This window comes from Shewanella pealeana ATCC 700345 (assembly GCF_000018285.1).
Lineage (GTDB): Bacteria > Pseudomonadota > Gammaproteobacteria > Enterobacterales > Shewanellaceae > Shewanella > Shewanella pealeana.
This window is the reverse complement of record NC_009901.1, coordinates 5082348-5102589: the sequence shown is the minus strand read 5'-3', so window position 1 is coordinate 5102589 and position 20242 is coordinate 5082348. Positions and strand designations below refer to the sequence as shown.

Here is a 20242-nt window from a genome sequence, read left to right as displayed (position 1 = left end):
ACACGATGCGACGACTGATACTTATACCAATACTGGCATTATCGGCTCAGGCGCAGGCTCTCACACTTGAAGAGTCTGTGGCGGAAGCGATTAATCACCACCCAACAATTTGGCAGAAATATGCCAGTTTCGAAGCTGCGGTAAGATATAAACGTGCGGCAGTAGGGGATTACCTGCCACAGGTGAAACTTTACGGTGGCGTGGGCTATGAAAGTGTCCGCTATAACAGCGGACAGCGTATCGATACCGAGCTGGACCGTACCGAAATAGGTGTACGTGTATCACAGCTACTCTTCGATGGTTTCCGCACGACCTCTGAGATTGATAGGCTAGATTTTGAGAAAGAGGCCGAGCGTTTAGGTCTACTTTCCGATGCAGAGAACTTGAGTTTAGAAGTCAGCCGAGTCTACCTTGAATTGTCGATGGCCAATAAAATCGTCGAGCTGTCTGAGCGTAATATAAAAGAGCACCAAGAGGTGCTTAAAAATATTGAGTCACGTAGAGATAAAGGCCTGAGTAGCGACTCCGATGTTGCGCAGGTGCGGGCGCGTTTGGCAACCAGTCAGTCGGGTTATCTTTCTGCGCGTAATAACCAGATGGATAAACAGGCGCGTTACTATGACCTTGTGGGGCAACTTCCGAAAGACCTCCATGATCCGCAGCCAGATTTTGAGTTTGTGCCGACTAACTTGCCCGATGCTATTCGCCTCGCGTTGGAAAACCACCCAGAGATCGACGCTGCAATTCTCGATACTCAGGCGGCTAACGCCCAATATGAACGCGAGAAAAGTGACTTTTGGCCGACTTTATCTTTAGAGCTACAAGCAAATAAAAACGACAACATTGGCGGCATCGAAGGCCCAGATGAAGATGCCAGAGCTATGTTGATGCTCAGCTATGATCTATTCAGTGGTGGCTCGACGACTGACCGCACTGAAGCCGCCTCTTGGCGTTATCAGCAATCACTCGCGATTAGTAAGAATACCCAGAAGCAGGTTGAAGAGGGCACGCGCCTCGCGTGGAATGCCTATGAATTTATTGGTCAGCAGCGAGGGTTCTATCGCGAGAATGTCGATCAAGCGGTTAAAGCTGAGCAAGGTTATGCTAAACAGTTTGAGTTGGGTCGCCGCTCACTGCTCGATGTACTCGATGCCAAGGTCGAGGTGTTCTTAGCGCGCAAGCACTACATCACAGCGCACTATAACTACAATATTGCTGCTTATCGTCTTATTAACGCAACCGGCTATTTAATGGAGTCATTCCGTGTCGATACCCCAGAAGCTTGGACGGAGGAGAAGTAATATGCGCATCTTACTGACTCAATTAATTTTCGCTAGCCTAGTGTTACTACAGGGCTGCGCCGAAACCGCCGAGCCATTTGCTGTGGAACCACAAACACGAGACTTACTCGACACCGATATCGATGGTGTGATTAATGCTCGTGATAAATGTGCAGGCACAGCTAAAGGGTCGGTCATCAATAATGATGGCTGTCCAACTAGCACTGTAAGCGTGAAGGAAGACTTTAGAGTGATTATGTTTGGCTTCGATAAAGATACTTTAGCACCCGAGCAGGCTGATAAATGGCGAGGCATTATTGCGGGGTTAGTGCAGAAGCAGTCACCGTCACTCTATCTGGTTGGTGATACCAGCGTCGAAGGTAGTGAAGATTACAACCACGCCTTAGCCAAGCGACGCGTGGACTACATCACTCAACTTGCAGTAGATCAGGGCTTTCCCGCCAGTGGGATTAAAGAGGAAGTTTACTTTAAGCAAAACCATATTCCTCAATCGGTATCGGGCCGCGAATATCGCCTCGTTGCCGTCGCAACTTGGGAGGAGTCGGGAACTGAGATGATGTGGAATATCTATACTTCTGAGCGAGCTAAACGGAATTAGCGCAAGCATAGGCCGTCGTATTGAGAAAAGAGCACTTAGGTGCTCTTTTTGTTTTCAGCCCTAAACCACCTACTTCAGTAGGTGGTTATTATCAATTAGGCATTGCCTGAAGTACGTTCAATGGTATTGCGGAGTAAGGCAATGTTTAACGACTTATAAGCACGCCGACTTTTGCTTGAAAAGAAAGGTTCCATGGAGGCTCGCTTATCGCATCCCTGCGATACACGGCTTATAAGCTCATTTAAACATATCCACGTTAGGCTCAGTGATAAAGTTAAGCTTTGCTAGAAGTGCATTACAAGCTTCTAAATCAGGGATGATTTAGCAGAGCCTATAGGGATATATTTACGGCGTCTTGCTAAAGCACGATTGGAAAGCTTCCTTTTAGGGAGTCTTATTTGCAACAGATGGCAAAGCTAACTTCTTCAGAAGGTGGATTCTTTACTTAGCTGCAACCCGATGAAAATGGCTTAGTTTTAGCAACTCATAGGCTTGATTAGTCAAAGATTAGGCGTATTGTGATTAAATAAACGGCGAGTCTGCAACAAGTTTTTAAGGATGGTAACTGTGCGCATACTGATACTGATATTTTGCTTTCTTACTTTAACGGCATGCGATAGCGGCTCAAAATCTATGGCGTTAGGCAGCCTTGAGCGACAACGTATAGCATTGACGGCAACCAGCAACGAAGTCGTGGTTGCCTTGCCTGTGGCGCAAGGGAGTATGGTGACCAAAGGTACAGTGCTGGTACAGCTCGATGATACGCAGCAAAGAGCACAGGTGGCTAAGGCCTTGGCCGATGTCGCCCAGTCGACGGCTAATTATGAGAAGTTACTAAAAGGCGCCCGTGAAGAAGAGATCGCGGCGGCTAGGGCTAAAGTCTCAGGCGCTAAAGCCACTGTGCAAGAAAGTGAAGCCAATTACCGTCGGATTGCTAGCATGGCCAAAGATAATCTCGCCAGTAAGGCAGATCTCGATCGAGCCTTAGCTAGCCGTGATGCCGATACCGCCAGCCTTGAGAGCGCACGGGAAAACCTAAGGGAGCTTGTTAGTGGCTCACGGGAAGAAGACATTCGCTTCGCCTTGGCAAACCTACAGGCCAGCGAGGCGGTATTATTGGGTGAGCAGAAGCGACTCGATGACCTAACCATTCGAGCCACCCGCGATGGCATTCTCGATAATCTGCCTTGGAACTTAGGTGAGCGTGTCACTCAAGGTAGCCCATTAGCCGTGGTGTTAGCGGGTAAAGCGCCTTTTGCGCGTGTTTATGTGCCAGAGCCATATCGAGTGAAGATTAGTATTGGCGATGTGCTGCTGGTTCATGTCGATGGCATCGACAATCCCATAGAGGGCAAGGTACGTTGGATTTCTAATGAACCCGCCTTTACGCCTTACTATGCGCTTAACCAAGAAGAGCGCTCACGTCTGATGTATTTAGCCGAGGTGCAACTGCCCGACAGCTCAGCTTCGCTGCCCAGCGGTGTACCTGCTCAGGTTGAGATGCCATGAGCCAGTCGGTCATCAAAAGTAGCCAGTCGGCCAGCCTGAATGATCGTCCGGTCATCAAAAGCGGTCAGTCAGCAAGCAAGAGTAATAATCCGGTCATCAAAACCAAAGGTCTATGTCGTCATTTTGGTAGCTTAAAGGCAATCGATGACCTCGATTTTGAGGTCGAAAAAGGCCAAATCTATGGTTTTCTCGGCCCTAATGGCTGCGGCAAGACCACGGCTATTCGTATGCTCACCGGTCTACTGTTGCCAACCTCTGGTGAGATTGAGATTTTAGGGCTTAAATTGCCACGAGATGCCGAAAAGCTACGCCTTAAAATTGGCTATATGACGCAAAAATTCTCTTTGTATGATGACTTAACCGTGAAAGAGAACCTTAAGTTTATTGCCAAAATTTACGGCTTATCTCGAGCAGAGCAAGCTGCGCGGATCAAAGAGTTATTAGATACCTACGGTTTAGACCAAAAGGCCGATCAGCTTGCCGGTAGCATGAGTGGTGGCCAGAAACAGCGCCTAGGGTTAGCGGCGGCCACCATGCATAAACCTGAGCTACTGTTCCTTGATGAGCCAACTTCGGCTGTGGATCCAGAGAATCGTCGTGACTTTTGGGAGAAGCTATTCGACTTGTGTGAACAAGGCACCACGATTTTAGTTTCGACCCACTATATGGATGAAGCCGAGCGTTGCCATAAACTTGCCATACTGGAGGCGGGGGTAAAGCGCGCCGATGGCTCACCGGAGCAGCTGATGCAGAATATGGGCGCGCAAGTAGTAGAAGTCGAATCGACAAACTTAAGACGACTAAAGCAAGAGTTATTGGCTCTTCCCGAAGTCATCAGTGCCGCTCAACTTGGCTCCAGACTGAGAGTCTTGGTCAAAACCAGTTGTAGTGATCCGGTGCGTTTTTTAAGTGAAAAACAATCCTTGGGCTTGGATACGCTAACACTGGTGCGACCTAGCCTAGAAGATGTATTCGTCACTTGTACGGGGAAGGGGCGCCAATGAAATCCCTTTATCGATTACAGGCGATAGTCGTCAAGGAGCTGACTCAGCTTAAGCGTGACAGAATGACCTTTGGCATGGTGATTATGATCCCGCTTATTCAGCTGATGCTATTTGGCTTTGCCATTAATACCAATATTCGCGATATCCCCGTTGGCGTGGTGGATCAGAGCCAGACCGCCTTGAGTCGGGTGTTAGTTCAGACCATAACAGCGACCCAAGTAGTGGAGTTTACCGAGCATTTCTATGACATCGAGGCGGCTCATGCCGCCATCGCCCGTGGTGAAGTGCGAGCGGTATTAGTGATCCCACAAGATGTTAGCCAGCGTCTAGTGCGTCATAAAACCGTGGGGTTAGGTACGCCACCGTCTAGCGATGAAGAAACCAGCCGCCCAGTAGCGCAGTGGATTGTGGATGGCTCAGATACCATGGTGGCTGCGGCAATCAAAGGCTTGCGCGCCATGCCGCTAACAGAGTTACTTGGCATGCCAGCAAACCGCATGACACCGACCTTTGAGGTGGCGCTATTTTATAACCCAGAGCAGCGCACTGCGGTAAATATTGTACCTGGGCTGGTGGGCGTGATCCTCACTATGACCATGATCATGTTTACCTCGGCAGCCATAGTGCGCGAGCGAGAACGTGGCAACTTAGAGATGCTGATCACCACCCCAATCCGTTCCATAGAGCTGATGCTGGGCAAAATCATCCCCTATATGTTTATCGGGATCCTACAGGTAATCATCATTCTTGGCTTGGGATATAGCGTTTTCAATGTGCCGATAAACGGTAGCCTATTGCAGTTAGCTGGGGCGACTCTACTGTTTATTATGGCGAGTTTAACCTTAGGTTTAGTTATCTCGACCATAGCCAAAAGCCAGCTGCAATCGATGCAGATGACCATTTTTGTGCTGCTACCGTCGATTTTGCTATCGGGCTTTATGTTCCCCTACGAGGGCATGCCGATAGAGGCGCAGTATATTGCTGAGGCGTTACCCGCGACTCACTTTATGCGCTTGATCCGTGGCGTAGTGCTGCGTGATGTTGAAATTATCGATATGACTTACGATGTGACTTGGTTGGCGATATTTACTGTCATTGGCTTAATTGTGGCGTCGATGCGCTTTAAAAAGAATCTCGGTTAATTTAACCTAGCTTCAGTAGCCTTAGTTAATAGTGATTGACTTAATATTTTGTTTTTATGCTTAATAAGTTGGGTGGTTGACTTATTTTTGAATAAATAATTGCACTCGGCTTTGTTTGATATTAATTGAAAACCAATTTTATATAGCTTTAACCGTATCCTGTATCGTATTTTCAAGGCATTAATTTACGTTAAAAAATGAATAATGAGGCTATCAAACTAATAAAAAATAAGCCGCGTCATTGATAGTGAAGCTGTTGTATTAATGAGTCGCGGCCGAATGTTGATATAGTAAGGCATCTAGTTGTAGCCCAGAATGTAACTGGGAGTTTCCTCCTCACGCTCCTCCTGAGCATGCTCATCCTTGATATCGGATTCGTCACCGGTCACTTTACATAGAGCTAAGTCACTGAGGTTAAGATTGCTTTGGTTATAGGTGTTAAAAAAGTAGTTTTCCATATAAGCATTCCATTAATTAGCTAGCCTGTTTAATTATGTATAGTTTAAAAAACAACTTTGATCGCCTAATAAGAAAATTTATTTACGATTAATATTATTTTTAGAACTGTGGGTTAAAATTTAAATGACCGTTTTAATATTGGGATAAGAATGAGACTTCTAGCGGCTTTATTGTTTGCGGTACTACTTAGCGCCTGTTCCAGTGCGCCATCTGAGTCAGTCTCTTCGGGTAAGCCTTCTTCTCTGTCGAATGCTGCCGAGACAAAAAGCCAATTAATACAAGTGCATCGAGAGTGGAAGGGCGTACCTTATCGTTTAGGTGGCATGAGTAAAGGCGGTATCGACTGCTCAGGGTTTGTATTGATGACCTTTCAAAGTCGCTTTGGCGTGCAGCTACCAAGAACCACTGCGCAGCAAAAAGAGATGGGTAACAGTGTCAGCAAGAGTCAGCTACGCGCCGGTGATCTGGTCTTTTTCAAGACAGGCTGGAGTACTCGTCATGTGGGGATTTATATCGGAGACTCGCAATTCTTACATGCTTCAACCAGCCAAGGCGTAATGATCTCTAGCCTGAATAATAGCTACTGGAAGCAAAAATATTGGTTATCGAGAAGACTGTGAATGAAGAGACTCAAAATGCCTGCTTAAGCGAGCACTTTGAGCCTGCAGCGCTCTAATTAGAGCGCGAGTAACATTGCTCGGGGTTATTGCTCGGGATCAGAAGCGGCGACCAACCGAGAGTAGTAGCTGATCCCAGTTTAAGAAGCCGTACTCGATAAACACATTCCACTCATCTTTAGGGCCAAAATCGTACACCATGCTCACCGACATATTGTGGCTTTCTGAGCTGACTAAGTGCACATCATAGTCGATGACAATTCCACCTGGACGCCCCAGTAACGGAATATTGAAGTCGTAGCTGCCACCAATCTTCTGATTGATCATCTGGTAGTTGTAGCCGACTAAGAAAGCCAGTTTATCACCGCCCACATCATATCTTTGTCCCATACGGATTGAGCCGATATAGGTTTGAATCGTGCTGTCGGTAGTCGTGGTCCAAGAGTTGGTAAATGCCGCTACACCGGTAAAGATAAACGGATGCATGCCAGGGATCACCTCGGCTTGCCCTGCCAGCACCGCACCAAAGCCTAAGTTATAGGCGGTGTACTCGATAGGGATTGGTAGCGTCATGTTTAGTCCATTGCTAACTAAGCTACCGTTAACCATGACTTCGGCATTGCTTAGATCGGCAAGGATATCTTTATGCCCCTTGGTATAGCCTGCAAGGCCATAGACGTTAAGGAATGGCAGCACCCAAGCATCGGCTCTAAGCTGAATACTTTCATCTTCGCCGGTAATGATCACGTCATCGGCTGGGATCACTACATCGGCATTAATTTTGTTCAACCAACCACTACCGGTTAGACCAAGATTGAAGTTGTCTTTGGCATCATAAGCAACAGACTGCTTGTTATAGTAGATATTCAGGCCAACAGGAATAGGGAGCTCATATCCAAGCTCGCGAGCCTTATCGCCCCAAATCGGCAGGTGACTCCAGTGAGCAGGTTGTTGGCGTTCGATGTCGGTCGTGTCGCTAGTATTGTTGGCCCAGGCATTAAGGGTGATTGCACTGAGTAGCATCACCATAACAAGGTGTTTGTTCATTTATTTCGATCTCTGGATTAAATTAAAAAGCTTCGGTAAAGGTGAGGTAGAAACCGCTGTCGCCGTCACTAAAGCCAAGATCAACGCGTACGTTCATCCTAGGTTGTAACTCGTAGCGGTAGCCCAAGCCGTAGCTGTATAGCAGTGTCTGGTAAAGTTCTGTGTCAGTGCCCGCAATCGAGCCGACACCAGCCCACACGGTTGCCCCATGAGCCGATAACTCGCCGTTGTCACGCAAGAAGGTGTGGCGATATTCTAAGGTGTGCTCTATGGCTTCGTTGTCGCGGTAGCGCCCTTGATACAGGCCGCGTAGTGATGATTGGCCACCAAGGGTAGGCAGATCATAAAAAGGCACATCGCCTTCACTCCACTGGTAAGCGTTATAGAAAGCCAGCACCTTACCTAGCGCTAACGTCAGATAGTAGCGATGGTCGACAAGGGCTTTTTGGTAACGGTTATCGCTGCCAAAGCTTGGGTTATAGTTGATGTATTCAAAGTTAAGGTACTGGCCCTGCCAAGCGTTAACCGTGACGTCTCGGCTATCGTAATTGATAGAGAAACCTAAACCTATCGACAGAGGCTTATCTTTAAACTGCTGAAAGTTTTCATCTTCAATCGCCGTAGGCGGCAAGCTAGTTTCATCAGGCTTAAAATAATTCACTCGCAGTGCCGGACCAAAGTAGAAGCCGTAACCACTGTTAAAGTCTAAGTTGCCGCTGTAGGTCAATGCGGTTTTATTTAATAGTGTATCGTCAGATGCCGGCTGCTTTTTACCTGCGTCATAACCCACACCCCAGAAGTTTTCGCTCTGATCGGCTAACACAAACAGGCCGTTATAGCGGATATCGTCGTTATCGAAAAACAGGTTTTGTCGCGAACGAATGCTATAACCAAGATCGCCATCGCCTTTATTGACTATGCCGAAAAGAGACACACTTGAACGTTGCAGTTCAGTTTGCTCGCGTTCTGTTTTAAAGGAGTATAAGCCGCCGAGGGCCATCATCAGGCCGTTTTCCGGGGTGAACGCTGGGCCACCTAAAATATCGAACATGGCTAGGCCATTTTTATCGATATGGTTGCGCTTGGCGTACTCAAGATCTGTGATGGCTTTACTTATATCATCACAAGCTTGGTCTGTGGTGCAATTGTCTTCTTTGGTGTCGAGAGTATCGATAGCATCATCGTAGGCTTGGCTGCGCTCTTCAGCCTGTTGTTGGCTACTGAAGAATGGTTGTTCGCTGCTCTTTGTTGGCAAAGTTTGCTGGATTTGCTCGGCATAGATAAGGTGAGAAAAAAGCATACTTGCTAACGCTAAACTAACGCGCAATAAGCCCTGAGTGATGTTCAAAGATTGCCCCTCGACATGGTATGAATTCGGCCTGAATTCGAGTAGGCGCAAGAGTACGGTAGAATTTGTCGAAAACAAGTGTTGCTACAGGCTGTAATCTCAAAAAAATGCGAGCTATATCTCGTTTGTGGCAAATGTATTTATTTGTGGCTGTATTTTGAGCACAAGGGGCGTGTGGACGAGTGAATAACCAATAAATCATAGGGCGAAGTTTTTATATTTAACGCCAGATTTATCGAGTCTAATTCGTTAACTTTGTGCTACTTTAACGCCACACTATAGAGACGCTAAAGTTCACGATAAACTATCAGACAAGCAGTTTATCTATGATCAGATTGAGGAACAGAGAATGAGCAAAGCTAGAATCGGTATTGTGACAGTAAGTGATAGAGCCAGTGCGGGTATCTATGAAGATCTCTCGGGTAAGGCGATTATCGATGTACTGAATGAATACCTGACTTCTGAGTGGGAGCCTGTCTATGAGGTGATCCCTGATGAGCAGGATGTGATTTCTGCAACCTTGATTAAGATGGCCGATGAGCAAAATTGTAGCCTTATCGTGACCACTGGCGGCACTGGCCCAGCTAAGCGTGACGTAACACCTGAAGCCACTGAAGCGGTATGTGACCGCATGATGCCAGGTTTTGGTGAGCTGATGCGCGCCGAATCATTGAAATTTGTACCAACGGCAATTCTATCGCGTCAAACAGCGGGCCTACGTGGTGACTCACTCATCGTTAACCTACCGGGCAAGCCAAAGTCGATCCGTGAGTGTTTAGACGCAGTATTCCCAGCTATTCCATACTGCATCGATCTAATGGACGGTCCATTCTTAGAGTGTGATGAGTCGGTGATTAAGCCGTTTAGACCTAAGGCTAAGTAAGCGGTTTGGTCAGATAGAGCGTGTTTTCATTAACAGACGCGCTCTTTCTATTTATCAGAGATTACCCTCAGTTACGCCATACTGCATCGATCTAATGGACGGTCCATTCTTAGAGTGTGATGAGTCGGTGATTAAACTGTTCAGACCAAAGGCCAAGTAGGCGATTTTGATTTAAAGAGCGTGTTTTCATTAACAGGCGCGCTCTTTCTATTTATCAGAGATTATCCCCCCCTCTGTTACGCCATACTGCATCGATCTAATGGACGGTCCATTCCTAGAATGCGATGAGTCGGTGATCAAGCCATCAATTACCCTTTCAACCCCGTGATGTACTTCCGCTTTATCAGTAACTTAGAGAGCCTGCTTGGTCGATTTTTTAATTATTCTGCTGTTGTTCAGATAGGGCTGTTTTGGCGGAGAATGTTAATTAAATCCCGAGTATTGCGTCATTTGGAGTGTTTAGGGGCTTTTTAGACCTTAAGCAAAATAAATTCTACATCGATTTATTTATATTCAACTATTGCACAGCCCTGCCCAGCCACGGCAGAGCTGGGGTTTTACTCGACTTTTATATTTCTTCACAAACTTTTATAAAATTCATGTGTTTATATCTCAATAACTATAAATGACTTGTTCTATTCTGAATGAAAATTGCGCTTACGCATTGGAAGAATATTCGGAGTGGTAAAATGGATTGGCTAGCTTCATTTAGTATTAAACGAAAATTGATGGCGGTAATGTTGGTATTTGGCTTCGCCGGATGTGCGATTTTAGTTGATGTGGTGAATAGCACTGCCGCAGTTGAGCAGCGTTTTAATGAATATGACCAAGCTGCCGTAAGTAGTCAAAAATATCTGTTATCTATCAACCGCGATATGAATTACGTGTCACGCTTATCTCGTAGCATCATGCTAGGCGATGATTTCAGCAAAAACTACAAGCTACTCGAAACCCGGATCCAAGATATCTATAACCATTTTGAAGGATTAGATACAGCAATTAGTGCTATTGATAATGATGAATCACGAAGTGAGATTCGTCAGTTAGCCGATTTATCTCAACAAGCGACAGAGGCATTTTTAGAAGATGGTCGTAATCGTATGTTAGCTCTTAAATCTGTTGAACGTTCTCCAGAGGTATTGCAACAGGCTTGGGCTGAGTATCGTGTAGGCGCTAGCCCGTTTGCTAATGAGGCTAGACGTACTTTCAGAGATTTAACTGAAGCTGAAGAGGTTTTACGAGTCTATATTCAGGCCGAAGCTGCTGGTGCGTTATCTAGCATGCGCTTACAGCTATGTGCTATTACACTTGGCTCGTTTGCATTGGCCGGATTGATTTTGTTGTTTGTTTCACGAACCATCTTACGTACCGTCGATAGTATGCGTTTATCTATCACTTCCATTGAAGCCGATTCAGATCTTACTCGCAGAATCCACATAACCTCTCAAGACGAACTGGGTCAGTTATCAAGGTCATTTAATTTGATGTTAGATAAATTCCAAACCAGTTTACAAAGTGTCGCCGAAACTTCGGCGTCACTAGCCGAATCATCTCAAGGTATGGCAGCAATTACCGCCGATTCAGCTAGTTCTGTGCAAACACAGCGTGATGAACTAGAAATGGTCGCGACGGCGATGAATGAGATGACTGCTACCGTGGTTGAGGTTGCCAAAAATGCTAATGATGCCGCTGATGCTGCTGTGCAAACGGATACCCAGTCTCAAGCTGGTTTAACCGTGGTGAATAATACAGTGCAAACCATTGAAGGCTTAGCCGTTGGCATTGAAAGAGCATCACAGGTAGTTAAAGATCTTGAGGATGACAGCCATCAAATTGGTTCAATTTTGGATGTTATCAAGGGGATTGCTGAGCAAACTAACTTATTGGCATTGAATGCTGCAATTGAGGCTGCACGTGCTGGCGAGCAAGGTCGAGGCTTTGCTGTGGTGGCCGACGAAGTTAGAACGCTGGCGAGTCGCACCCAAGAGTCGACAGAAGAAATTCAAAGAATGATTGAAAAGTTACAAGGTGGCGCAAAACTCGCTGCCGACGCCATGTCAGATAGCCGCCAATATGTGGATGACAGCGTTAATCACGCCCGTAGTGCAGGCGAAGTTTTACAAAGTATTGCCAAAGCCATTGCGACGATTACCGATATGAACACTCAAATTGCCACCGCAGCTGAGGAGCAAAGCACGGTATCTGAAGAGATTAATACCAACATCGTCAATATTAGTAATGCAGCGGAAGAAACTGCAGCAGGCACAATGAGCAGCTCTCAAGAAAGCGAAAACTTAGCCCAAATGGCCAAGCGCCTGTCGGGATTGGTACAAGAGTTTAAGATTTAATATGAGATAAGGCTAAAGGCTAGCACTAGAGAGCGTGCTAGCTTTAATCTCAGTATTGTCTATTCACCTTTACGAGCAATTAAATAAGCACAGTATCCGGTCATCATAAACAGGCTAGGAATAGCAATAAAGTGGCCAAACAGGCTAGGTTCAGTGCTGAAATTGAGCCAAAATAGCAGCCCCCAGCTGGGGATCAAGTAGCCTAGGCTTAATAATTTATAGGGGGCTTTTCTGCTGCTCAATGACCCGTAGCTGCTTCTCCAGTCGTTAGGGATAGTATTCATCAGCTTAGTTATCTTTTGGTCAATATTTCCATCGATATCTCTTTTCATAACGGCGCTCCTGCGACAACGTCTTTCAACTGACTTCAGTATAAAAACTAGACAAATGGGTTTTAAGTGTCATTATTGACAAAATAAAGGTGAAAAGTGACAGTGGTATAGAAGGAGGAGCGTTTATGAAACGAATCGTAGTGCTAGCGGCCGACAATGCGGTGGCGGGGGGCATTCTGAGTTTTATGGATGTATTCAGTTTCTGTAATACCTACTGGAAAGTGACTCATCCCGATGCCGATGAGGTGTTATTTGAGTGTGCGATTATTTCGCCCGATGGTGAGCCGATTAACAGCGATCATAATATGCAGCTGCCAGTCATAGCCCATGATGAAGCCGATCATTACTTTAGTCATGCCGACGCCTTAGTCGTCGCTTCGGCGACTATCACTAATCGTAAGCAGCTCAACACCTACCTAGATGATTTTCAACCCCATATTGCGACCCTAAAAAAATTTGCCCAGACCAATAAACCGATAGCGGCCTATTGTTCGGGCACCTTAATGTTGGCGGCTTCTGGTTTGCTCGACGATAAGAAGGCCACCTGCGTATGGTGGTTAGCCGAGTTGTTTAGGCGTAGCTTTCCTAGGGTTGATTTATGTAGTGAGCACGTGGTCATGAACGACGGTCAGTACTATACGGCGGGAGCCACCAGTGCCAACTTGAGTTTGGCGTTGCAACTGGTACAAAAATTGGCGGGAGAGCAAATTGCGATGCAGATGGCTAAAGTGCTGCTTATCGATCCGAATCGAACCTCGCAACAAGCTTTTGTGACCTTAGATGCTGAGCCGCAACATAAAGATGAGCTAGTGACTCGTATTCAAGATTGGATGCAGTTGCACCTTAAGCATCACTTGCAGTTAGATGACATTGCCGACAAATTTGCCGTGGGAAAGCGCACCTTGATCCGCCGTTTTAAGAGTGCGGTTAATCAAACGCCTGCCAGCTATATTCAGCGGCTTAGGGTCGATGAGGCTAAGCGCTTACTCGAAACGACTGCGTTCAGTATAGAGCAGATAGTCGAACAGGTCGGCTATGAGGATGTGAGTTCCTTTAGGAAGCTATTCATACAAACCACAAGCTTGTCGCCGCGAGCTTATCGCCAAAAGTTTAATACTCATGACTGCTGCTAATGGCTTGTTAGCGCTATGAGTATTGGGGCTATATGGATTTATAGCGAGTTAATTTGAGACTTTAGCTCGTAGCTATTGTCGGTAACGATTTTCTCTAACACTTGCACACGTTGCTCAAGGTGACGATTTTGCTTTCGCAGCAGTTCAAGTTCATTGTTAGTGATCTCTGAGCTAGTGATTTTGCGCGACTTTAAATAGTGTTTAAAGGCTTCACCGGCGGTGGCGATAGCCACGATAGCGACAATTAACACAATCATTGGGATATCCATGGTGGTACTCCTTATTCCTTCAAGAAAAGTTCACACTAGTGAGGGCTTAACGCTATAGCGTTAAGCCCTTTTGATTAGTTATAAACCAAAGACGATCTTCTCGCTCTTGAGCGATTTTTGCATACCGATAGCAAGTCCTAAGGCAATCGCTAGCGTCGACGCCGATGAAACGGCAAGTTGCAACATTGGCAGCTCACGGCCCTTAATAAACTCAATAAGAGCCTGAAGTTGGCCCGATACAGGTAACCACTGAATGGTCTCCGGCGCGATGTTGTAGCTGGCGGCCATGGCTAACATCATAGGCACCATTAACACGATCGTGATGTAAGACTGGGCTTCCTTAAAGCTCTTAGCCATAAAGGAGACAAACAGCTGCAAGCACGCCGCCATAATCGCTACTGGCGCACCGACAATAAGCATCATCAGCATAAAGCTGGTATTAACGCTCACGGCAAAGCCAAGCTCCTGCCAAGGCACAAAGGCATAGGCAAATTTAGACACGATTAGCGTCAGCACGAGCCCCACCATGGCAAAGATAGTTACCGCGGTTACTTTAGCGATAACGATTTCCCAAGTAGAAACCGGGTGGCTCAGTAGTAGCGCTAACGAGTTACGCTCGCGCTCGCCGGCGCTGGTGTCGATGGCCAGGTTCATACCAGAGATAAATACCGCATAGATCATGGTCATGGTTGCTAGGCCTAAGATCATGCCGGCCTTAGAATCTGGAGTGGCTTCATCTTCAATATTGAGCTTTAACGGCTGCATCACTCTTGGGTCGATACCACGAGCAATTAGGCGTAGGCTGCCCATCTCTGAGCTGTATTCCAGCAGACTATTTTTGAGACGTCGAATTGAGATCTGCAGTTTCTCATCGGAGGCATCGGCAATCAGCGTCACTTCGGCGCTAAGACCCTTGGCCATATTGGCGGCATAGTCTTGGCTGATGATGAGTTGAATGTCTTTAGTGTCTGCTTTTTCAGTGTCATCACCCTGAGAAATGCCACGACTAGACAGGAACTTCACCAGATCGGGTGCGCCCTGTGCATTATCGATTTTAATATTGAGATCTTCAGGGCTGGTTAGCTGACCGATCAGCAGAAAGAACATGCCACACATCAGCAGCGGGGCGCCCATAGCGTAGTAGAGGCCCGCCATCACAGAGCGTTTATCACGAGCGGCGTCGATCAGCTCCTTGCGGATCATAGAAATTATTTTATTACTCATTTTGAAATCCTTTTATCGCCAGTATTAGGCTGCGATGCCTTCGTCGGTACCAATTAGTTGGATAAAGGCATCTTCCAGAGAAGCCTTACCAGTTTGCTGACAAAGTGCATCTGGGCTACCAACGGCAACGACTCGGCCCTCGGCCATTACAATCACCTGATCACACAGGGCGGCCACTTCTTGCATCACGTGGCTTGAAAACAACACGCAGTGGCCCTGATTCTTAAGGTCACGCAAGATGTCACGTAGCACGCGAGTACTCATCACATCTAGGCCACGGGTGGGCTCATCGAGAATGATATTGGTTGGCTGGTGGACAATTGCTTGCGCCAATGCCGTCTTCATCCTTTGACCCTGAGAGAAGCCTTTACACTGTCTATCGGCAATATCGGCTAGGTGTAATCGTTCAATCACATTACTCGTTGCCAGCTTAGCCTCTTTGCGTGTTAAGCCATTTAGCTCGGCAAAGTAGCTGATATATTCCCGTGGCGTTAAGCGCTCATACAGACCAAAAGGGTCGGGGAACAAGCCTAACTGTTGCTTAGCCGCTACCGGCGATTTGGCGATATCGATACCATCGATCTCGGCAATGCCATTATCAGGCTTAAGCAGGCCGAACACGGTACGCAAACAGGTGGTTTTACCCGCGCCATTGGGGCCGAGCAGACCTGTGATCTGGCCATCGAGTGCTGAAAAGCTTAAATCGTTCAGCGCCTGCACATCTCCGATGCGTTTCGATAGATTTGATACTTGTATCATGGTGGTTTCCTTACTTAATCAGGGCTGTTTGTTCGTCGGTAGCTGACGGGATCGCTTCTACTGTGCTGGCGTTAAGGTAGAAGTTGCGGCGAATATCCTCATTGAGGCATTCTGCATCGAGTTCGGCGACCGAACCTTGCTCTACCAGCTCTGCAATAAGATCATTACCACAGGACTGATACGCAACGCCGTGAGTCGCATAGGGGGCGATAAAGTGCTTAGCATTGCTGAGCTTTTCCATGGCAAGTTCGCCCCAGCTTGGCGGTGTGGCAGGGTCGAGTTCGCCCGAGAGTAAAAGAGTGGGGATATCACTGGCGATGGGGTCGCTAAAGCTGGCATCCACCGCTGGCACACTCCATACGGCGCAGGACTCGGCAAAGGTTTTTAGCATCTCTTTGCCAAAGTAGCTCTCACTGGTTTTTGCACGCAACTCAGGCGACAGTCGCTGCCAATCTTCACCACAGACCACAGAGGCATGCATGCCCATGGCGATGCCGGCATTATCGATCCCTAAGGCGTATAAGCCAGTGATAGGTTGGAAGTTGCCATTGGCTGCTTGGTGAATCGCATGGGGGATAAGCGAACGCGTACTTGGAGAATACAGCGCCATGCGTAGTGCGCCTTTAAACTTGCTGCGGGTCATGGTCAGCTGGGTCAATTCGCCCGTCAGTGGATCCGGTACTTGGCTGACTCTGGGGGCTTGAGCTAGCTCGGCATCGACTTTTTCAAGATCAGCTCTTAGCTCTGGAAACTGTGTGTGGCAGAGGGCGTTGTTAGCGCAGTCTTCAATCAGAAGATCGAAGGCGCGAGCGATAGCATTGCCGATGGCCAGTACGCTCTGCTGCATAGGGACTACGCCATCTAAGGTGACCGTTGCTAGGTGCTCTGGATAGTGACGCATATAGAGCTGCGCCATGCGTGTGCCATAGGATACGCCGTATAGATGCAGCTTCTGGTAGCCAAGGTGCTGTCTTACTGCTTCAAAATCTTTAAGTGCACTCAGGCTGCCGTATTGGGTGACATCCGCATCTAAGCTCTCGAGACATTTTTGAGTTTCGACCCGGGTATCAAAATCACTTTCATTAATAGCGAGTGCACTTTCAAAACCATCACCTATGCATTGCAGCGGGTTTGACTGACCCGTACCGCGTTGGTCGATAAGAATGACATCTTCAGTCTGACGTACCTTAGTGAGCATACGATCGAAGCCTTGAGCATTCTCGATTGCCGATTGCCCGGGGCCGCCAGCAATCGCTAAAAGGGCTTCGACCTTGTCGCTGGGCTTAATGGCGGGCATCACCACATAGTGAATTTGAATCTGCTTACCGTCTGGCTTGGCGTAATTTTCTGGAACCAGGATAGAGCCGCACTGCATCTGCTCTGAGAGGCCGTCGACGTAACAGGCTTGTTGATTGTTAGGCGTTACCTGAGCAGTGTTGGCTGAAGTGTCCGCCTGTGCAGCAGGAATAACTAGGCCAGCTCCAAGTAGCACGGCAATGGCTGCGGGTTTATGACGCCAGAACGAAGGTGAAACCCGAGCGCGTAGTTGAGAGTACATTCCATGGAGCATGATACTGATTCCTTTTTGCAATTTTGCGTATCTATGTTAACTTTGTACTGTATCGGTGTATCAATGTATTAATACAGTAACTGAAGGCTAATGTTAGAACAACTAAATGTCAACCCTAGTAGTGGTGAACCCATATATCGACAATTGAGCGAGCAGATTGTGCGTTTGATTGTGGGCGGCCAGCTGCAAAGTGATCAAGTATTACCGTCTGTGCGCCAGATGGCAGAACACCTTACTGTTAATCCGATGACGGTATCGCGTGCGGTCCAGCAACTCGTCGAACAAGGCTGGTTGGAACGTCGCCGTGGTCAGCCCACTCGGGTGGCTCAAAGAGAGCAAAATGAAACTAATAACAGTGGCCAACTCATCTTTCCTCAAGTAGATGCACTTATTAAGCAAGCGCAGCAGCTAGGGATAGATTTAGAAGGGTTACAAACCTTGCTGGGAGAACGCTGGCAAAAGTAGCACCAAGCTGCATAAGTGATAAGCAGGACTAAAGGACAATTTTCGATGGAAATGAACGAAACGCCGACCTTAGCATTTACACAGGTAAGCAAGAGTTTTGATGGCCAGAGTGCCTTAAAATCTTTGAGCTTGAGTCTCTATCCCGGCATGGTTGTTGGCCTGCTAGGGCAAAATGGTGCGGGTAAATCGACCTTGATGCGCTGTGCGTTAGGCATTATGGAGCCTACGTCTGGTGAAGTTAATGTACTGGGGTCGTCAGTTAAAGAGTTAAGCGCAAAGCTGAAGATGCAAATTGGCTATGTACCGCAGCAGCCTTTTGGTTACGAAGGTTTTAGTGTGGCCAAAGCGTTAGATCTACACCGCAGCTTCTATCCCGAGTGGGACATGGCGCTAGAGACCGAATGGCTGCAACGTTTCGATCTCGATGCTAAACAGCAAGTCCAGCGCCTATCTGTGGGACAGCGTCAATCTTTGGCCTTGATTATGGCCATGTCTTATCGCCCCAAATTACTGATCTTAGATGAACCCGTCGCCAGTTTAGACCCAATAGCGCGACGTAAATTTATGGCTGACTTGTTCGATCTTGCCATCGAATCCGGCTCCTGTGTGTTGTTCTCCTCCCATATCACCTCAGATCTTGAACGTGTCGCCAGTCATCTCGCGCTGATTAAAAAAGGCGAACTGGTGATGTTTAAAGAGATCGATGAACTGCGTGAACAGGTCAAATTGCTCTGTCTCGAAGATAAAGCCCAGCTACCCGATGATCTCAATGTTTTAAATCGGCAGGGTAATAAGGTGTTGGTGGACAACTATCGCCAGAGCTTTGATGGGCTTGTGGCGGCTGAGCCACTCAATTTAGAGCAGCTATTTATGGAGCTGCACACATGAACAGAGCGTTTATCACCTCTGGAGCGTGGCTAAAGGGCAGCGTACGTCTGTGGTTGTTTGATTTAGGTTGTGTCAGTTTTCTCGGGGTGGGCTTGTTAGGGCTAATTATGGCCTTAGGCCTGCCTTTTTTGTTGGCCGATGACGCCGAGCGAGAAGTCGATACCCTGATCTTGCTGATGAACATGTTTGTCGCCTCCACTTGCATTGCTATTGCGTGGCAGATGAATCGTCTGGCAGCGACAGAGTGGGCAACGTTAGTCCCTCAGTATCGGCTGAGTGTGTTTTTGCAGTCCCTGGGCTTATTGTTGAGCAGCATCATGATCGCGACAGGTTTTTTGTTGGCCCATGATGCGATAGATAAGGCTGATGAGGTGCTGCTGACTTTGCTATTTAGCTTTAGTTTTATCTATCTGAGCTTGATAAGCAGTCACGCTTTTTATCTATCATTTTTACTCTATGTTTCGCTACCTATGCAGCCTGTTTTAGTTGGTTTTTTACCTCAAGGTGGCAGTTTTATATTGCTGTTTACCGTCTTAGTGTTAGCGGTGTTCCTGTGGCAAAAACTGTCGCAGTTAACGTGGAACAGTAGGGCGCGCAGTGTTTATTTAAATGGACTCGAGGTGGGCTGGCTCTGGCTACCGTCACCACAATCATTTAAGTTATTAAACCGGCTCGAACGCAGCCTGCATCCGGCAAATTACTTTATTGGCCCTGTGTTTAGCGTCATGCTATTGGCGATGCCGTTGATCACCTTAGTGCTAGCCGTGATTGCCTATTATATGGCTGTGCAGTTACCTGTGTTGGTGCTGCTGGTGCAGTTTAATTGTATCTTATGTGGCATGTTGCACTGGAGCCGTATTCAGCGTTGGCGCGCAGTAGAAAGCCTGTTCATTCTTCCAGGGTTTGATGGCAAGCAGGGCATGATTAATGCCTTTATGAAGGCGCAATATCGGCTGTTATTCATATTGGTGGCCAGTATGGTGATCACCGCAAGCTTAGTGAGTCTGTTGAATCCCGTTATCAATGCCTCTATCTGGCTACATATCGTATTAACCACACTGTTTGGTTGTAGCTTGAGCTTAGGACTTGGCTCTATGTGCCGAAGTTCGTTGCAGATCTCGGGTTTAATCTTCTTGGTTGGTTTGCTGTCGGGCTGGGTGTCGGTTGGGTTAGCGGATATTGAACGCGGTGAGCAAGTGTGGGGTTTAGTTCACTGGGATCTCGCCTTCGTTGTTTTCTCTCTATTTACATTATGGTTTGCTAAGCGGCGCTTATGGCGAGGCGATCTGCTGCGGTCATAGGACTAAAATTTAGATTCTTGAGGTAAAATAGACATAATGATTAAA

General features: G+C 47.2%; 20 protein-coding genes. 12 read left to right on the top strand and 8 right to left on the bottom strand.

Annotation, left to right across the window (positions count from 1 at the left end; translation table 11 throughout):
- Positions 1-5: 5 nt before the first annotated feature.
- From SPEA_RS22045 to SPEA_RS22025, 5 genes are all read left to right on the top strand, one after another.
- Positions 6-1301, top strand: coding sequence for a TolC family outer membrane protein (locus tag SPEA_RS22045; protein ID WP_012157393.1), 1296 nt, complete (start codon positions 6-8; stop codon positions 1299-1301).
- A gap of 1 nt (position 1302) precedes the next feature.
- On the top strand, positions 1303-1899 hold the full coding sequence (locus SPEA_RS22040; RefSeq protein ID WP_012157392.1) for an OmpA family protein: 597 nt from the start codon (positions 1303-1305) through the stop codon (positions 1897-1899).
- Between the two features lie 558 nt (positions 1900-2457).
- Entirely contained in the window at positions 2458-3408 is a 951-nt protein-coding gene (locus SPEA_RS22035; RefSeq protein WP_012157391.1) for an HlyD family secretion protein, read from the top strand.
- Positions 3405-4412, top strand: a complete 1008-nt coding sequence (locus tag SPEA_RS22030) for an ABC transporter ATP-binding protein (protein ID WP_012157390.1) — start codon at positions 3405-3407, stop codon at positions 4410-4412. Before SPEA_RS22035 ends, SPEA_RS22030 begins: the two co-directional genes overlap by 4 nt.
- On the top strand, positions 4409-5554 hold the full coding sequence (locus SPEA_RS22025) for an ABC transporter permease (RefSeq protein ID WP_012157389.1): 1146 nt from the start codon (positions 4409-4411) through the stop codon (positions 5552-5554). The genes SPEA_RS22030 and SPEA_RS22025 overlap by 4 nt, the downstream gene beginning before the upstream one ends.
- A gap of 299 nt (positions 5555-5853) precedes the next feature.
- Here the strand turns inward: SPEA_RS22025 and SPEA_RS23330 are convergent, their stop codons facing one another.
- The gene (locus SPEA_RS23330; RefSeq protein ID WP_190272088.1) at positions 5854-6012 is read right to left on the bottom strand and encodes a hypothetical protein; all 159 of its coding nucleotides are present in this window, start codon (positions 6010-6012) and stop codon (positions 5854-5856) included.
- A 150-nt stretch (positions 6013-6162) separates the two neighbouring features.
- Between SPEA_RS23330 and SPEA_RS22020 the strand changes: the two genes are divergently transcribed.
- Positions 6163-6633: an NlpC/P60 family protein gene (locus tag SPEA_RS22020; protein ID WP_012157388.1), complete on the top strand. Its 471-nt coding sequence runs from the start codon at positions 6163-6165 to the stop codon at positions 6631-6633.
- Between the two features lie 96 nt (positions 6634-6729).
- On the opposite strand, the gene SPEA_RS22015 is transcribed toward SPEA_RS22020, so the two are convergent.
- Together SPEA_RS22015 and SPEA_RS22010 are read right to left on the bottom strand one after the other, a co-directional pair.
- Positions 6730-7677 (bottom strand): hypothetical protein, encoded by a 948-nt coding sequence (locus tag SPEA_RS22015; RefSeq protein ID WP_012157387.1) that lies wholly within the window; start codon positions 7675-7677, stop codon positions 6730-6732.
- 22 nt (positions 7678-7699) lie between these two features.
- Positions 7700-8977, bottom strand: a complete 1278-nt coding sequence (locus SPEA_RS22010; protein WP_012157386.1) for a BamA/TamA family outer membrane protein — start codon at positions 8975-8977, stop codon at positions 7700-7702.
- Between the two features lie 397 nt (positions 8978-9374).
- Here SPEA_RS22010 and mog point away from each other — a divergent pair, with 397 nt between their 5' ends.
- The gene (mog, locus tag SPEA_RS22005; protein ID WP_012157385.1) at positions 9375-9908 is read left to right on the top strand and encodes a molybdopterin adenylyltransferase; all 534 of its coding nucleotides are present in this window, start codon (positions 9375-9377) and stop codon (positions 9906-9908) included.
- 689 nt (positions 9909-10597) lie between these two features.
- Entirely contained in the window at positions 10598-12256 is a 1659-nt protein-coding gene (locus SPEA_RS22000) for a methyl-accepting chemotaxis protein (RefSeq protein ID WP_012157384.1), read from the top strand.
- Positions 12257-12315: 59 nt separating this feature from the next.
- Here SPEA_RS22000 and SPEA_RS21995 read toward each other — a convergent pair whose 3' ends face one another.
- Complete coding sequence (locus SPEA_RS21995) at positions 12316-12588, bottom strand: hypothetical protein (RefSeq protein WP_223296544.1); 273 nt, start codon at positions 12586-12588, stop codon at positions 12316-12318.
- A 125-nt stretch (positions 12589-12713) separates the two neighbouring features.
- Between SPEA_RS21995 and SPEA_RS21990 the strand changes: the two genes are divergently transcribed.
- Positions 12714-13721 (top strand): GlxA family transcriptional regulator, encoded by a 1008-nt coding sequence (locus SPEA_RS21990; protein ID WP_012157382.1) that lies wholly within the window; start codon positions 12714-12716, stop codon positions 13719-13721.
- Positions 13722-13759: 38 nt separating this feature from the next.
- On the opposite strand, the gene SPEA_RS21985 is transcribed toward SPEA_RS21990, so the two are convergent.
- From SPEA_RS21985 to SPEA_RS21970, 4 genes are all read right to left on the bottom strand, one after another.
- Positions 13760-13990, bottom strand: a complete 231-nt coding sequence (locus SPEA_RS21985) for a hypothetical protein (protein ID WP_012157381.1) — start codon at positions 13988-13990, stop codon at positions 13760-13762.
- A gap of 78 nt (positions 13991-14068) precedes the next feature.
- Positions 14069-15214, bottom strand: coding sequence for an ABC transporter permease (locus SPEA_RS21980; protein WP_012157380.1), 1146 nt, complete (start codon positions 15212-15214; stop codon positions 14069-14071).
- A gap of 24 nt (positions 15215-15238) precedes the next feature.
- Entirely contained in the window at positions 15239-15973 is a 735-nt protein-coding gene (locus SPEA_RS21975) for an ABC transporter ATP-binding protein (RefSeq protein ID WP_012157379.1), read from the bottom strand.
- Between the two features lie 10 nt (positions 15974-15983).
- Entirely contained in the window at positions 15984-17543 is a 1560-nt protein-coding gene (locus SPEA_RS21970) for an alpha/beta hydrolase (protein ID WP_012157378.1), read from the bottom strand.
- 90 nt (positions 17544-17633) lie between these two features.
- Here SPEA_RS21970 and SPEA_RS21965 point away from each other — a divergent pair, with 90 nt between their 5' ends.
- From SPEA_RS21965 to SPEA_RS21955, 3 genes are read left to right on the top strand one after another with little or no spacing between them, the layout of a single operon-like run.
- Positions 17634-18008: a GntR family transcriptional regulator gene (locus tag SPEA_RS21965; protein WP_012157377.1), complete on the top strand. Its 375-nt coding sequence runs from the start codon at positions 17634-17636 to the stop codon at positions 18006-18008.
- Between the two features lie 45 nt (positions 18009-18053).
- Positions 18054-18896: an ABC transporter ATP-binding protein gene (locus SPEA_RS21960; RefSeq protein WP_012157376.1), complete on the top strand. Its 843-nt coding sequence runs from the start codon at positions 18054-18056 to the stop codon at positions 18894-18896.
- Entirely contained in the window at positions 18893-20197 is a 1305-nt protein-coding gene (locus SPEA_RS21955; protein ID WP_012157375.1) for a hypothetical protein, read from the top strand. Before SPEA_RS21960 ends, SPEA_RS21955 begins: the two co-directional genes overlap by 4 nt.
- Positions 20198-20242: the final 45 nt, after the last annotated feature.